The 15,165-nt window shown below is 65.2% G+C and carries 16 protein-coding genes; all 16 read right to left on the reverse strand.

The features are described 5' to 3' along the window. Position 1: 1 nt before the first annotated feature. The 16 genes from ACVOLV_RS04740 to ACVOLV_RS04815 all read right to left on the reverse strand — a co-directional run bounded on the left by ACVOLV_RS04740 (position 2) and on the right by ACVOLV_RS04815 (position 15,158). Positions 2–3,556, reverse strand: a complete 3,555-nt coding sequence (locus ACVOLV_RS04740; RefSeq protein ID WP_481553388.1) for a phage tail length tape measure family protein — start codon at positions 3,554–3,556, stop codon at positions 2–4. A 152-nt stretch (positions 3,557–3,708) separates the two neighbouring features. Next, complete coding sequence (locus ACVOLV_RS04745; protein WP_481553389.1) at positions 3,709–4,212, reverse strand: DUF6631 family protein; 504 nt, start codon at positions 4,210–4,212, stop codon at positions 3,709–3,711. Next, the gene (locus ACVOLV_RS04750) at positions 4,212–4,970 is read right to left on the reverse strand and encodes a phage tail tube protein (protein WP_481553390.1); all 759 of its coding nucleotides are present in this window, start codon (positions 4,968–4,970) and stop codon (positions 4,212–4,214) included. The genes ACVOLV_RS04745 and ACVOLV_RS04750 overlap by 1 nt, the downstream gene beginning before the upstream one ends. 1 nt (position 4,971) lies before the next feature. Beyond that, positions 4,972–5,133, reverse strand: coding sequence for a DUF7210 family protein (locus ACVOLV_RS04755; protein ID WP_481553391.1), 162 nt, complete (start codon positions 5,131–5,133; stop codon positions 4,972–4,974). Continuing rightward, positions 5,130–5,600 (reverse strand): phage tail terminator protein, encoded by a 471-nt coding sequence (locus tag ACVOLV_RS04760; protein ID WP_481553392.1) that lies wholly within the window; start codon positions 5,598–5,600, stop codon positions 5,130–5,132. Before ACVOLV_RS04760 ends, ACVOLV_RS04755 begins: the two co-directional genes overlap by 4 nt. Then, positions 5,597–6,124, reverse strand: a complete 528-nt coding sequence (locus ACVOLV_RS04765; RefSeq protein ID WP_481553393.1) for a gp436 family protein — start codon at positions 6,122–6,124, stop codon at positions 5,597–5,599. The genes ACVOLV_RS04760 and ACVOLV_RS04765 overlap by 4 nt, the downstream gene beginning before the upstream one ends. A gap of 6 nt (positions 6,125–6,130) precedes the next feature. Next, positions 6,131–6,481, reverse strand: a complete 351-nt coding sequence (locus ACVOLV_RS04770) for a hypothetical protein (protein WP_481553394.1) — start codon at positions 6,479–6,481, stop codon at positions 6,131–6,133. A gap of 75 nt (positions 6,482–6,556) precedes the next feature. After that, complete coding sequence (locus ACVOLV_RS04775) at positions 6,557–7,525, reverse strand: major capsid protein (protein ID WP_481553395.1); 969 nt, start codon at positions 7,523–7,525, stop codon at positions 6,557–6,559. 93 nt (positions 7,526–7,618) lie between these two features. Next, the gene (locus tag ACVOLV_RS04780; RefSeq protein ID WP_481553396.1) at positions 7,619–7,951 is read right to left on the reverse strand and encodes a capsid cement protein; all 333 of its coding nucleotides are present in this window, start codon (positions 7,949–7,951) and stop codon (positions 7,619–7,621) included. A 31-nt stretch (positions 7,952–7,982) separates the two neighbouring features. Beyond that, the gene (locus ACVOLV_RS04785; protein ID WP_481553397.1) at positions 7,983–9,122 is read right to left on the reverse strand and encodes a hypothetical protein; all 1,140 of its coding nucleotides are present in this window, start codon (positions 9,120–9,122) and stop codon (positions 7,983–7,985) included. A gap of 233 nt (positions 9,123–9,355) precedes the next feature. Next, positions 9,356–9,931: a phage virion morphogenesis protein gene (locus tag ACVOLV_RS04790; protein WP_481553398.1), complete on the reverse strand. Its 576-nt coding sequence runs from the start codon at positions 9,929–9,931 to the stop codon at positions 9,356–9,358. Then, on the reverse strand, positions 9,931–11,202 hold the full coding sequence (locus ACVOLV_RS04795) for a phage head morphogenesis protein (RefSeq protein WP_481553399.1): 1,272 nt from the start codon (positions 11,200–11,202) through the stop codon (positions 9,931–9,933). The genes ACVOLV_RS04790 and ACVOLV_RS04795 overlap by 1 nt, the downstream gene beginning before the upstream one ends. Before the next feature lie 3 nt (positions 11,203–11,205). After that, positions 11,206–12,732 (reverse strand): DUF935 domain-containing protein, encoded by a 1,527-nt coding sequence (locus tag ACVOLV_RS04800; RefSeq protein WP_481553400.1) that lies wholly within the window; start codon positions 12,730–12,732, stop codon positions 11,206–11,208. Next, positions 12,729–14,318, reverse strand: coding sequence for a hypothetical protein (locus ACVOLV_RS04805; protein WP_481553401.1), 1,590 nt, complete (start codon positions 14,316–14,318; stop codon positions 12,729–12,731). The genes ACVOLV_RS04800 and ACVOLV_RS04805 overlap by 4 nt, the downstream gene beginning before the upstream one ends. Continuing rightward, positions 14,315–14,857, reverse strand: coding sequence for a DUF3486 family protein (locus ACVOLV_RS04810; protein ID WP_481553402.1), 543 nt, complete (start codon positions 14,855–14,857; stop codon positions 14,315–14,317). The genes ACVOLV_RS04805 and ACVOLV_RS04810 overlap by 4 nt, the downstream gene beginning before the upstream one ends. A 4-nt stretch (positions 14,858–14,861) precedes the next feature. After that, positions 14,862–15,158, reverse strand: coding sequence for a hypothetical protein (locus ACVOLV_RS04815; RefSeq protein WP_481553403.1), 297 nt, complete (start codon positions 15,156–15,158; stop codon positions 14,862–14,864). Between the last annotated feature and the right edge of the window lie 7 nt (positions 15,159–15,165).

Genomic DNA, 15,165 nt, shown 5'->3' on the forward strand with positions numbered 1-15,165 from the left:
TTCACCACTCCGCCTGGATGGCCTGGCCGTTCTGGCCAGCGATGGCCACAACAGCCTTTTCCATCGAGGGATGCTGGGAGAGGCGTTGCGCGAGCTGGTCTTCGTCCTGCAACAGATACACGCGCATGCGATTGGCCGCCGGCGGCACAGAAATGGTCGGCGCGGCCATGCTGTAGCTCGGGCCGGCCGAAATTGACGGCGGAGTGACCAGCCCGCCCTCTGCGTAGCCCGTCCACCAGTCGCGGAGGGCAGCCATGCCGCGACGGTTGAAGTCCCACAAGAAAGGCAGCGCGCCCGGCTGACTTACCACCTCACGGCGATGCACGAACTCCCCGGCGTGGACGGGGCCGGCGACCTGGTACTTGCTGCCCGGGCCGGTCCAGCCACCGTCCGCGAATCCAGCACCCGAGGCATTGGCAATCATCATCGCCGTGGCAGCTGCCTGCATCTGGACCGCAGCTGCAGTGACAGCCGCCGCGCCAGTGATCAGACTCGCACCACCCGCTCCCAAGGCCGTGGCGCTGGTAGTCACTGCGGTGGCACCAGCCGTTACCGCGCCGGCAGCGGTGGACAGCGCGACGGCCGATGCCTGGGTCGCCGCAGCACCGGCTGCTTCGGTGGCCACGTCCGCGCCCTTGTCGAACAGCATCGAGGTGACCTTGTTGGCCAGCTGCTGCGAGAGCTGCTCGGCGGCGAAGTCCGCCAGCCCCGTTGCGATCGACATGAAGAAGCTGCGGACCACCTCGTCCAGCTCGCCGCCTGCCGTGGCTAGCGACATAAAGGCATCCTTGAACGCCGTCTGGAAGGTGTCCCGCACGCTCTGCTGCAGCAGATTGGTCGTTTCGGCCATCTCCTTCAGCTTGAGGTCGATCTGCTCCACCGCAGCCAATGCGGTTGGATCACCCAGGGCAGTTGCTGCAGCCCGCATCTGGGGCACAAGCTCACGGAGCGTGACCAGCTTGTCCTTGTAAAGATCAACGATCCTTTGCTGGGCTTCGCCCTCGGTGATCAGACCGGACTGCAGCTCCACCTGGATACGCTGCTGCTCGAGCCCAATCTGGCCCATCGTGCGGTCGTAGGTCTCGCGCAGCCCCTTTAACTCCGTGCTCGCCTTGGTGAGATTGAGCAACTTGGCCACGTCAGCGGCTTCGCTCGTTTTACCGATGTTCTCCAGCTTCTGCTGCAGGCGGGTCAGTTCCCTGGTGGTCTTGGCCAGCTCGGCGTCCGGACCCTTACCTTCCAGCCGCGCCAGCTCCAGGCGCACGTTGACCATCTCCTTGGCCATATCGATACGCTGACGCTCGCCATCGAGCAGCTGCGCATAGTCCACCAGCTCACTTTTCAGGGCCTCGCTGACATCCTTATAGGCGCCTTGTTCGATCTCGTGGCGGATTCGTGCGGCTTCACCGGCCTTGGTTTGGCCTTCCTCCAGATCGTCCAACATGGACACCTGCTTCTGCAGGTTCTCCAGGTCACGCCGAGCGGCTTCGGTTGCCTTTTGCTCGTCGGTCTTAGCAGGCTTTCGCTTGCGCTCCTTGTACTGCTCCTGCAGCGCCTTGATGGCCTTGTCATAAGCACCACCGCTGATGCCGCCCTTCGTATCGAACACCACATCGGTCAGCAGTGGACTGTCGGTGTCGCCGGCCTCGGCCGCAGCACGCAGATCGCGGAACTTCTTCCCCAGCTCGGCCACGGCCTTGGCGTACTTCTCGGCCTTCGGCGCGCCGGCATCAAGCTGCTCCTGCAGCGCCTTGGCGGCGTTCACGCCTGCGGTCTGGATATCCTGGTTCTTCTTGTCGGCGGCAGCGCGCTCCTCAAGCGCGGCCTTCTCAGCTTCCAGCGAGGCGATCAGGGCGCGGATCCCTGGCTCGGCGCGGGCGGCGCGTTCTTGGTCCCCGCGGAAGCCCCAGCTGCTCTGCCGGCGCTGAATCTCCGTCAGTGCCTCGCGGGCGCGATTGAGGCGGGCGTCCACGTCATTGCGGCCCAAGTCCTTGATCGCTTGCCAGGCACTCAAGACTGCGCCCTTGACGCCCATCCATGCTTGTTCGAGGAAGCCGGCACGCTCGCGGGCCTCCCGAACCCGCTGCTCATGCACCTTCGCAAAGGCCTCGAGCGCGGCCTCGGCGGCTTCGGTCTGGCGCCCCTGCGCTTCCAGTGCCTGGACGTGCTCGTACACCTCCAGGGTCAGGAAGTTGTACTGTTGGTTCAGCTCCTGCAGCTGGGCGCTCGGCGCCTTGGCTAGGGCGATGATCTTCTGGGTGGTCTGCTCGATGCTGTCGCCTGTCAGCTCGGACAGGTCGAGAGCTGCACCGGTGGCGGTCTCCAGCATCCCGGCGGCGACCTTGCCTGAGTTCGCCAGCGCAATGACCGCCTTCTGCGCGTTACCGTACTCGCCGGTGGCGGCGGCAGTGGCGTTGCGAATGTTGGCCATCTGACCGGCCGTGGTGCCGGCCGCGTTGCCGCTGGCGATCAGCGACATCTCCAGCTGCTTGTTCTCCTGGTGCGACTTCCACACGGCGGTGGCGAACAGTCCGAGGACAGCCACCACGCCGCCGATCGCAACGCCATAGGCGCCCATGCTGGCGGCCCCGCGACTACCAAGGCTCAACAGTGAGTTGCCGGCGCCGGCAATGTTCCCCTGGGCCAGGTTGGTGCCAACCGTGGCCAGACTGCTGCGGATCTCGCGTGCGGTCAGCTTCAGGTCACCCATCTTGCGGCTGGTCGCATCTACCCCGGCATCCAGCTGCTGCCACTGCGCGCGCTGTGCAGCGATGCCCACCAGCGCCCGGTTGGCCTTCTCACGCGAAAGCGTGCCGGCATCGACGGCGGCCTTGAGCTTCTTCTCGTCGGCTTCCAACTTAGCCAAGGCGGCGGACGCCGGGTCGTAGGCGCGCAGCAGCTGCTGCACCTGCCGCTCTTCCTTGGCACGGGTGGCCGCCATCCGCTCCTTGTCAGCGAGCAGCCCTTTCTCCTGCTTGTTGAGCTTGTCGAAGATCTCGGACTGCTCTTCAGCCGAGACCAGTCCGCCGCGGATAGCGCGATCGAGCAGCTGCTCGGTCTCGGCCAGATCCTCCATCGAGCGGGCGCCGCGCTCCACCCGGCCGTGCAGCTCGGTGATGGATTGGATCTGCGCCGTCGTCGCGGCCTGCGAGGCATAGGCCGCTTGTACGGCTTCGCGCGCAGCGGCAGCCTGTTCAGCGGTGGCCTTGGCGCCACGGCTGGTGGCATCGGATGCAGCCTGGCTGGAGGCCAGCTGCTGATCCAAGGCGCGCTGATACTCCAGCGATGCCTGAACCATCTGCTTGATGCGGTTCGTGGCCTGTTCTGCGGTTTCCGCTTCGCGCTGCAGACCGGTCGCCGCCTGCTCCGCGGCCTTGCCCATATCCGCTACGCCCTTGGCATCGGTGCCGATGCCGGACAGCGAATCCTTGGCGGCTTTGCCACTCTTGCCGATACCATCGAGGCCGGTTTCCACCTGCCGCAGGGCGGTGACAGCCTGGTCAAGATCGGCGCGGATCTTGAGTGCGAGTTCCAGGTTGCCGTTGTTCTTCGCCACGGGCGGTTACTCCAGTGCTTTGACCAGCCTTTCGGCGGGCTTCCCGCCAGCGAAGGCGGCATTCGTATCGATCACCCGATCACGTCGGGCGTGTCGCTCCCGGCGTTCCTCTTCTTTGAGGAACAACATCAGTTGCCGGTAGGTGAACTGGCCTAGTTCTGCGGGGGTTCGTCCGTAGCCGGCGCGGATGAGGGTTGCGTAGACGCGCCCCCAACCAATTGCCTTGCCACCTTTTCCTGCGCGGCCTTCCGCAGGACCCGCCGAATGAAAAAATGCGCGTTGGTCTGCCACCAGACCTGCGTCAGGAAGTCGCCGTCCTGGTCGCTCAGGCCCGTGATCCATTCCGGCTCGATATCGGCGGCGGCGGCGACAAGCTGCACCACCGCATCAATGTGCTCGGCGATGACGAAGGCGATCGCGTCGAAGCCCGGTGGTGCATCGGCGTCGGCGATCAGGCCATGCAGGGCGTCGGTCAACGGCTTGATCAGCGGTGCCAGCTTGGCGCCTTCGATGAAGCCGTACTCGCGGACCGTGATGCCACGGCCGGCGATGATCACTTGGCGGTCCGGATGAAGAACCTCCAGCTCCTTGGCACCTGCGGAGGCGCTCTTGCTGAGCGCCCCCGCTGCCGGCTGTTTGGCAACCTTCTTTGCCATCAGGTGGCCTGCTTCTGCAGCATGCGGCCGAAGCCACCCAGCACCGGATCCGCGGCGCGGCGGGTGTCGTACAGCACTGCGGCGCTGAGCGGCAGGTTGCCGTACTCGGCATTGATCAGGCCCAGGTTGCTGACCGGATCGAACCGGGTGCGCCACAGGTCGAGGATGACCGGCTCTTCGGTCTCCGTATTGATGCCATCGAACTGCAGGAACTGCACCCTGCCAGGGGCGGAGAAAAGCACGATGTTCTGCGCCGCCTCGTAGCTGTAGGCCGCCTTGAACGGCTGGGTATAGGTCGCGACGTCCTTGATCTCGACGATGTTGCCGCCGTGGCCCACCAGCCCATAGTGCGCCGGAGCAACCGTTGCCGGTGCGCCGGTGCTGTCGGTGATGACCAAGTTGCTGGCAAACGGGTGATCCAGCCGCACCAGATCCCCAGCAACCAGCCCGTTCGGGAAGGTTTCGCCAGTGACCGTCGCGGCGGCGATATCGGCAACGGTTGCCTGGAAGCCCATCGCCAGATTGGCCGCGGACCAGTAGTCCAGGGTCATGTTCAGCGCGGCAGTGGTGCCGGTGGCCAGACGACCGATCTGCAGGCGCTTGCCCGAGAACGATTCGTTCTTGTCGGTGTTGCTGGTGCCCAGCTCCAGCGTGGCCTCGGGCACGTTGCCGACCCAGCGCAGCTTGCCGATGTTGCCGTTGGAATCCAGCTCGCCCAGGCGAATGAAGCCCTGCAGGGAAAACAGAGAGCCGCTCATATCACTTCTCCTTCGCCGGTTCGGCGACCTGGTTGGCAACCAGCCAGTCACGCTCCGGCTCGGTCACCTTGATCTTTGCGCCGGCCTGGTAGGCCTGGCCGGCATGGGTGTGGTTCTTGGCGAGGGTGACCTCGACTGTCTTCTGCTGCAGCTTCTCGCTCACGCTTGCGCTCCTCCGATGGAGTGTTGTGTTTGGTAAACGTCGGCCCACAACACAGTGCCGGCGTCGTAGTCCTGGATATCGCCCTGCAGCAGCTGGCATGCACGTGCACCTTTCAGACCCGGCGGTACCCAACCGATCAGGGCGCCGCGCGTGGCGTTGAGCACGGCGGTGAGGTCGTCGGTCACGGCAGTGCCGCGGTCATCCCGGTAATTGCGCACTGCGACCACGACGGCAAAGGTCACGACCATCACTTGGCGCACCGCTGCCTGCTGGCCCGGCACGGCATGGCCCGGCGGGTTCGGGATGCCTTTCTCGCGGGCCAGCACCACATAGGCACACGGCGCAGGGAAGTCCTGCAGGCTGCGGATCGCCATGTAATCCGCCGACCCTTGAACCAAGCGCAGCACCTCGGTCGTTTCTTTCAGCCGCGCCTGGATGCCGCGCACGTCGAACGGAGCGGCGCTCATTGCCCGAAGTCCCGCAAGGTGTCGCTGGTGAACTGGCGCTCATCCGCCTGCCATTCCACCGAACCACCGCTGGGCGGCGGCAGCGGGTCATCAACGCCGAGGCTGAACTTCCCGTCGCGGGTCAGCTCCAGAAACTTGATGGCCTGCTGGTAGTCGCGCACTACCGGGTCGGTCCGCTCCTGCGTGTTGACCCGGTCCTTGTGCAGCAGGTAGCGGCCGATCCAGCGCGCCCAGGTGGCGACAATGCCCGGCACCGGGTCCAAGGGAACCACGTAGGCCACCGGCTTACGCATGACCAGGTAACCGTTGATCACGCCCTCCGCGTCCAGCAGCGCGTTGGTAATGACTGCCAGCGCCTCATCGGCAACCAGCACGTCTTCAGGCAACCAAGCGCTGCGATCGGCACCACGCAGGGTGGCGTCCATCAGATCGTCGGCGACGATCTGAAAGCGCTCCGGCGTGGCCACCTGTGCCAGCTCGCGGGCGAGCTTGGCATCGGCAAGGTGAGAGGGCGTGCAGTACATGGGCGCTTACTTCCCGCCCTTACCGACGGGCTTTCCCACCTGCTTCTTGGCGGCTGCCTTGTTGGCAGCGGCCTTGTCAGCAGCAGCCTGGTCGGCGGCAGCCTTGTCAGCAGCGGCCTGGTCAGCGGCAGCCTGGTCAGCAGCAGCCTGGTCAGCAGCGGCCTGGTCAGCGGCAGCCTGGTCAGCAGCAGCTTGATCAGCTGCGGACACTTCGCTCAAGAAACCGGCAGCGATCAACGGCGCAGCATCTTCGGGGGTGAAAGTTGCCGGACCCGGCGGTCGATGGGTGACGCCCTGGAACTTGAATGGCTGCAGCACTGCATGGCTCAGTGCGACAGCGAGGATGGACTTGGTCATGCGGATGCTCCTGGGAAGCTGCTACCGATCGGCGGCCGAAGCCGCCGATCGAAAGATCAGGGTTGACGGGCTGGCTTACGCCGCCGCTGCACCTGCGTTCTTGATCAGGTAGCCAGCAGTCATGCCCGACAGAACCGGGCTGGCGTCATCGCTGGTGCCGTAGATCCACGACTTGGCACTGGCATCCCAGTACGGCTTCTCCACCAGCGGCATCCCGGTGATCGCGTAGGTGTAGCCGTAGCTCGGCTCGGCCGAGTTGCCCTGGACACGGCCGTCGGCCGTCTTCACGCCATCAGCCACGTAGGCCAGGATCACGTCGTCGCCCCACACATCGCCGAAGTCATCGTTCTGGCCGGTGGCCACCACGGCTTCGCCCACGTAGACGTTCTTGATGTTCCACAGCTTGGCGAGAATGTCCGTGGTCACGCTGTCGCGCCCGGTGTACTTGATGCGCTCCAGGATCTTGGCGTTGAACTGCAGGGCGGCGAAGGCGGTCGCCGACAGGATGGCCACGTTGGGCCGCACGCCGATGGAGCGCCGGATCGCCTCGGCGCCGGCGCCGACATCCTCGGTCGGGTCGCTGGCGCTTCCGGTCCAGCGGTCGGTACCCACCAGGGTGACCTGGTGCTGTGCGTCGTAGTTGGCGGTGTTGCGGGCCAGCTGCGCGCAGGAGTACTCATGCTCCAGCTTCAGCACGCCCATGCCGCCGTTGACCGCATTGGCGCCCAGGTCGATACCCGGCACCTGGGAGGCGTCCACCATCAGTTCGCGCGGGACCTTGGTCTCGATGGCGTTCGGAACGATGGCATACGGCTTGCCGGCATAGCCGAGGTCGATGCGCTTGGTGTTGGCGCCGGGAGCGCGGCGGGTGTTGTAGAGGCGGAATGCCTCTTTGCCGAACTCGATCACCTGACCGCCATAGGACGGAACCGGAGCGATCGGGAACAACAGGTGGCCGACATTGCCGGGACGGACATAGCCACGAGCGTGCTCCGACAGAATCGGATCGACAACACGGGTCTGGGCAGCAGTTTGCTGGGACATGGTGGTTCCTTGAATGGTGGTGAGCAGGATCGAGGTCAGCAGGTGTGCCGGCCCGCGCGATCGCGGGACGGCCGGATCACGCGGAAGCGGTGATCAGTTCGGAATCAACAGCACTTCGATGCGGTCGCCATCTGCGGTGGCGGCGGTAAGTGCACGGGCGACAACCTTGCCGGCCGATGCGGTGACCGCCTTGCCTGCGGTGCCAACTTCCACTGCGGCGTTCTTGGCCACCGCCCCACCTGCTACGACGATGGCGGTTCCCAACACCGAGGTCGGTACCAGCTGACCGATGGCACCATTCGAGTCCGCGACGCCAACTGCGTTGGCGGCGGCGGCAGCGGGCGCACCGGCTGCAGTGATGAAGCGCTCCGCCGTGATTACGGCGGTGGCGAGGATGGACAGCGTGAGGAGCGAGGTCTTCTGCATTTGAGTTCTCCTGGCCTTGGGCCGTTTGGATTCAGCCGCCCAGCATCTGGACGGCCTGGAGGAAGGACACGTTGTGTGTGGCCGCGTAGGTCTTAGCGCGCTGGTGCAGATCCGCCCGAGCGGCATCGACCAGGACGCCCGGAGGTGCGGCAAAACTCACCGCAGCCGGAGCGTCACCAGCGCCCGACTTCTCGGAGAAGTCCACGCGCTTGGGCAGGCTAGTGAGCAGCTCGCGCAGCACCTCATTGGCCGGCTTGTTGACCGGAGCGGCGCCTTCACTCTCGGAGAAGTTCAGCGCAGTGCCAGCAGGCAGAGCCAGAAGCAGCTCCACAACTGCAGCCTGCTCACGCGGGAGCAGCTGGCCGGAATCAACCAGGCCTTCGGCGAAGCTGGTGACTTCCTTGCGCAGGTCGGCCGCTTCGCGGGCCTTGAGCTTCGTTTCCCTCTGGTCCAGGGCAGTGGCCTGATCATTGAGTTCCTGCTCGCGAGTGGCGAGCGCGGCAGCAGTTTGCTGGGACATTTCAAACTCCGTTGTTTTGTCATCGGAAGACGCCGCGAATGCGGTGTGTTGGGCGGTGCTCGAGTCGTCGTGCAGGGTCAGCTCGGCAATGGAGCGGATCTGCCACTGCGGGATGATCCGGTCGGCCTGTTCGACACCGTCGCGCTCAATGAACCAGTCGCGCATGCGCTGGAACAGATCGACGAGGGAATAGCCGACGCTGGTCAGCGGACCGGAGAACTCGACCGAACCATCGTTCTCGGCGAAGTTGGGTGTGGGCAACCCCTTCACTGCCGGCGGCTGCGCGCCCAAGAAGCCGATGTGGCGCAGGTAGTGCTTGCCCGGCGTCGGGTTGCCGGGCGAGCCGGGCAGATAGATCGAGGCGCTGATCTTCTTCATGCGACCGGCGTTTACCAGCTCGGCGAACTGCGCCTCGACCTGGTGCGGCTCGGCATAGAGCAGGCCGTCGCGTACTTCAAGCGAACGCGCCCAGCCATAGGCCGGTGCATCGATGTTGGGGTGCCCGACCACAAGCGGCGCTTCGGCCAACTCCGGGTTGTACCCCGCCACGATCTCGGCAAGGTCGGCATCGGTGAAGGTGTACGGCTTGCCGTCGGTGGCGACGTGCGTGCCGGACTTGAAGATGGCGAGAGTGGCGGCGGGTTTATTCATGGCGCCATCGTCGGCGCCGGTTCCACTCAGGTCATTTGAAAGAGTTCACAGCGTTTGACCACCCGCGCGCGCGATGCCGGGGTAAAAATCCGCCGTCATGCGATGCCGGGTAGACGATACCGCAGTCAGTGGCGCTGTCCGCGCCTCAGCGCGCTGTCAGACACCGAGAAGTACTGCCGGACGTGCGACGCTGGCGCGTGAGGCGTAGAAGCCCGCACAGGCGCCCTCATGCGTCATTCTGAAAACAGCCCACTGATGTGATCCGAAGCGATCGCGATCACTTCCTGCTCGTCCTCCGACGACAGCCCGAGCCAAGGACGTGCCGGCATCCGGATTTTGTACGCAGGCACGGTCACCCACTGCGCAAAGTTCGATTGCTTCATCGGTACGAACTTCGATCCCACCGATCCATCACGCTCCTGCTTGAAGTACGCCAGCGTCGAACGGGCGGGACGATCGATATCACCACCGAACTGCTGGATGGCGCCGTACTTGGCATTGGTGCCGACGAACAGCGTGTCGCCCACCACCTGATGCGCGAGCTGGTCGCCCTGCATGTGGAAGTCGAACCGCAGCATCGGCACGCCAGGGCGCTTTCGGTCCTTGTATTTCTTGTAGGACGGCGACAGTGCTGCCCAGGGCGTGCCGTCCGGTGCGACTTCGCGGGCGCCGCGATCGCGCGTGGCGCGCAGCAAGTACTCGCCGATATCGGAAAGCAGCAGCCGCAGGCCGTCGGCACGCAGCGCATTGTGGGCTTTGCGGATTGCCGGGGTGGCGGTGTCTTTAGAGATCTCGATCCGGGCGGCCATCAGATCACCGCCCCGTCCAACAGCTGCAGTCGCCCCGCGCTGATAGCGCCGCGCAGATCAGCCAGTGGCACCAGTGATGCGGTGCTGATGCCATTCGCCGCCTGTGCCTGCTGAATCCCGACATCAACGACGGCGCGACGCGGTCCATCGCCGGACAACACGTAGCGCAACAGGCCAGCGGCCTTGTCCAGCAATACCGCCAGCGGGCTACGCATTGCGGCCGGCAGGTTGGTGGCCACCGCTGCAGGCAGGTGCTGCAGCACGGCCGGCGAGTCGATCAGGATTGCGGCGGTCTGTGGCTTGACCGCCTCGGCCGCGAGTTTCCGCACCACGCCCTGGTCGATCGCGCCAACCAGGTACTGGCCGACGTTGCCACGGCCTGCAACTGCTGCGGCCCGCCACTCGGTGAAGCCTGCCTGCAGGGCGTCGGCCGCACGGGCCGGTGTCATTGCCTGGGCGGCAGATTGCGCAGCGGTTTCCGCCGGTAGACGGGTGCTCTTGCGAAGCGCGGTCTGCAGCGCACGCTCCAGCCCATCGCGCAGTGCGGGCGGTGTCTGTGGTCCGCCGCGAGTCGTTGGCCAGCCGCCGAGGCTGCGCCCTGGTGCATACGCAAACCCGGGGTCGATGCCCTCTGGCGTCTCCACTTCGACAGGACCACCGGGGCTGCGCTTGCCCACCAGTACCGTCTGCAGGTTGATCGGCGGCGCCTTGTCCGGCCCGGTCTTTCCCAGGCGCTTGAGGTCGCGATCGCTGAGGGCTTCGACGTAGCACTGGCAGCCCCAGCCGTTGGCCGGGAAGTAGAACTGCCACCACGGGTCGTCGCAGTGCAGGATCATGCCGTCCCACGCTTCATGCTCCGGGCGCGGATGTTCAACCGCATCACTGTGCCGGTAGCGCCACCACGGGCGCACCTTCTTCAGATCCTGCAGCTGCTTCCAGCGGCCGGCGTTGTAGCTCTGCCGCAGGTTGGTCTCGTAGATCACCCGCGAGCGCCAGTTCCGGCCGCCCTTGTAGTCCCAGCCGTAGGTGGAAACGATCCGGTCGAAGTCGCGCCGGAACTCTTCCAGCGTGGCACCGTCGGCTACCGCCTTCTCGATCGCGCGGGCGAAGTCTGCGACCAGATCATCGCGGTTGGCACCGGCAACCGCGAAGGAGGTGTCGTGCTCGGACTCCCACAGGTCCATCCAGCTTTCGGTCAGGACGTTGTGCTTGCGCCGGAAGAACTCGATCTGCTCGGCGAACGGAACGGTGCCGTAGCCCACGGTGGCCATACGTCAGGCTCCGCTTGACTGGTTCGCATCGAAGCGGCCCGCCAGTTGCGCTGCCGTCATCGCCTGGGCCATCGCCTGGGCGTATTCCTGCAGGTCCATATCCGGTGACAATGCCAGCACGTCGTCACGCAGCTGATCCAGCGATTGCGCGTTCTCGACCAGCTCGCGCAGCTGCTCGACCCACTTGTCGCCAGCCGGGCCGATATCGCGGTCGAGCTGGCGGGCCATGTCCGGTGCCGGGTCGGGTGCTTCGGCGAAGCCTGGATAGTGCCGCCGCAGCAGCTCGGTCACAGTCGCGCCGACCTCGGCAAACCGGGCGTCAGCGATCGCAGATGGCGGCAGCAAGGGCGCACCACCGCTGGCCGGTGCTGGAGTCGTTGGCTCCCATCCTTCGCCATAGGTGTCCTTGATATAGCCAGGCGTCGGCTTGTAGCCCAGCCGGCTGATGCCTTCATCGCGTTTGGTGCGGCTCTCCAGATCCTCGGGCTCTTCGGTGATGCGGAACACGCGAGGGATGGCCGCGCCGGGGAAATTCCACTCGGTCAGCCATCGCGCCGGGCCGGTGTTGAAGGACTCGCACACCAGATCCGCATCGGCCTTGATGATGTCCGCACGCACGTCAGCCTGCAGCTTGTCGTTGCCGAGCTTCCCTGGTGAGCCTTGGGTGCTGGCCGTTTGTCCCAGCACCACCTTCTGGATCGTCGCGTCCATCGTGTCGTGCAGCACCTTGTAGTCAGCCGTGCCGCTGCGGCCGGCTTCCAGCAGCTCGATCTCCATCTCCTTGGGCATGATGATGCCGCTGTCCACCTGGATGGCACGAGTAGCCTGCAGCAGCAGCGAGCGCTCCGGTGCGGAGGCGTTGGTGTCGTATTTGCCCACGGCGGTGGGCATGCCGAACTTCTCCAGGAAGATCAGCCAGAACTTGATGCCGTTGCGCTTGAACAGCGTCGGCCAGTACAGCCAGTGCGCCAAGCCCAGACCATAGGGCTCGTCGTCGTTGTCGGCGCCCGTGCAGAAGTTCCAGAAGTATGGTGCCGGGGCCGGCACGCCCTCCAACATGCTGGACATTGTCAGCAGCCGCAGGTCGCCTTCCTTGCCATAGCGGAACCGGCGACGGTTGCGCACCTTAATCGCATCGATGCCGATCCGTCCGCCATCCACCTTGTAAATGATCTCGGCCACGGCATACCCGTAGAACACGCCAGTCAGCATCTTGGTGGTGATGTTGTCCCAGCCGATCGCGTGCAACTGCTGGCGCAGGTAGTCCGCTGCCTGGATATCGATCGGCCGATCGCCGCCGGGATCCACCTGCCACTCGCACTGGGTGACCGACAGCTGGCGCTGGGCGAACGTGGACTTGACCTCGGGGTCGGAGAACACCTGCTCGTAGATCTGCAGGTCTCCGCCGCCACGCGCCCGCAGCACGCTGTCATAGGGCTGCAGCAGCGGGCCGGTGAAGCCTCTGGTGATATCGATGCCGTCTTCGGTGGTGGCGATCTCGCGGCCGAGTTCGGGGCGGGGCTGGTTCATAGGTAACCTCCAAAATCATTGCCGCCAGGGATCGTGCCGAAGCCGTCATCACCGAAGCCGCGGCCGATGGCCTCACCCATGCTGGGGCGGGCGCCGGCGGACTGAAACTCGATAGGGGCGTACTCGGTGCGGGCCACGCTGTTGGCCAGCATCAGCGACACAGCACCATCGCCGTGGCGCTTGCCACCGCTCTTGCTGTTGGTGCGCAACGCGGGGATCTTCGGCACGCCCTTGATGATCTGGATTGCGCGCAGGTCATCCATCCAGTCCGAGCGGCGCGGCAATCCACCCAGGGTGCCGTCCTGCAGGTCGGCCTTCATCTTCGGCATGTGCTCGGCGTAGACGCCCTCAGTCATTGCCACCTGGTGAATCCGGGAGCCGTAGCGCTGGGCCGCCACTTCGCCAAGGTACATGCCGTTGCCGGTGGAGTCGTGCGCGCCAGCACGTAGCCGGGGCAGCCTGTCGCCGACATAGAACAGGATCTGTTTCTGCTGCTCGAACGGAACTTTGCGCAGCTCCAGCACGAAGGGAACGCGCCGGTTAAGTGCCTTGTCCTCCACCAGCGGGGTCATGATCGACAGGTCGACGTGGCGGGCGAAGTCCCAGCCATAGGAGATGCCGCGGATCGCGCCGGCATTGCCGGACAAGCGGTCCAGGTAAGGCTGCACATGCTCGATCAACCAGGCATTGACCTCGGCTACGCGCAGGCGCTCGGCGTACATCTCGAACCCTTCCGGCAGGGACAGCTCCAGAACCGGCGTGTCGGCATCCATGCGTGATTCGATCAGGGCGCGCGACAGGTAGGCGCCGCCGCCGTTCTTCGGCACGCAGTCCAGCTCTTCCTCGGAATCCTCGCCATAGGTCTTGTAGATGCCGTCCACGAACTCCTGCTCGGCTTCGGCGGACCACTCACGGCCCAGCCGCAGGCAGATGCGCCGGTACAGCCCTTCCTTCACGGCTTCCATGAAGGTGACCTTGTGGACGGTGCCGGCACGCTTGCCGCCGCGGATCTCCTGGATGATCTCGTTGAACTGGTTGTCAGCGCCGTCGTGCGTGGAGATCAGGCGCACCTTGCCACCCCAGATCAGGAACGCGATCGCCGCCTTGATCAGCTCGCCCAGGTCGTCGACGAACGCGGACTCATCTCCGACCAGAACGCCCTGGCGACCGCGCAGCTTGCGCGGCCGGCTGGCCAGCGCGGTGATCTTGTGGCCACTGCCGGGGAACCGGATCGTAAAGGTCTTGATGTGCTTGTCTTCGTCGTCTTCATCCCACAGGCCTTCTTCCATTGCACTGGCGGCATGGTTGAAAGCCTTGGCCCACATGGCACAGGCGCCGATGAACTCCTCGGTCATTTCCTTGTCGGTGCCCAGGTAGTACACGTTCTGGCCCCCAGCCGCCTTGGAGCTGGCCGCGATCAGCACGTCGTCTGCCGCTTCGGCCCACGTGAGGCCTGTTCGCCGGCCCTTCTCGCAGACCTTTAGCGGCGACGGATCGGCAATCCAGCGCTGCTGGTACGGCAGCAGTACCGCCGGCACGTCGGTGCTGGCGGTATCCGGGACCAGTGCGCGCGCCTGGTCGGTCATGCGGCGATGCCCAGGATCTTGGCGCGCAGCGTGGATGCGGCCTCGGCGGTGAGCCCGCCGTTGTTGACGATCTGATCAACCGCGGCAGCGGCAGCCTCAACCTTGGCGCGAACCTCCATGTTCCATTTGTTCCGGGCCACGCTGGCACGCGTCAGCGTGGCGATGTTCTTGGCCGCCTTGCCCAGGATCTCCACGCGCTTGGCGGGATCGTCTTCCTCGGTCGCTTCTTCCAGCGACAGCAGACTCTCGAAGATCTCGGTCTGGATCAGGCTGATGATCGCGCCGCTGCGCTCGTCGGCGTCGTCGGGCGCTGCTCGGGCGATCAGGCGCGCGGCTTCGGTGCTGGCGGTGATCGTGGCCAGCTTGCGCTTGAGCTGCTTGCCACGCTCACCGATGGCGCTCTTACCGATCTCATAGCCTTGCTCGGCCAGCCATTCGGACAGCTGCACGTAACCGGCAAAACCGTTGGCGACGAGCCGGCTCTCCAGCTCGGCGCGCACGTCTTCCGGCAGTTGGTCGATCTTGCTCGGCGGAGGCATGACGTCACCAGTACTTTGCGGGGCGAGCGATGCCAGGCTCGCAGTCGACGGTGTACTCGACGATGTCCGTGCCAAGCCGGGTGAGGTCCGACCACCAGCGGCCAGATGGCTCCTTGCGCAGCACGAGCAGGCGGCGGTCTTCCAGGTAGTCCAGCGTCAAGCGGATCTCCAGCGCCGTCGCGTCGGGGTACATCGCCTGGGCAGTGGCCAGCAGCACCTCCTCATAGGCGCCGTAAGGCCGGGCGTGATTGAGCGCCAGCAGCGTGATCCAACGCAGCGTCTCCCGGCGCAACTTTTCCATGTCAACT

The sequence above is a fragment of the Stenotrophomonas sp. STEN023 genome (assembly GCF_056760135.1).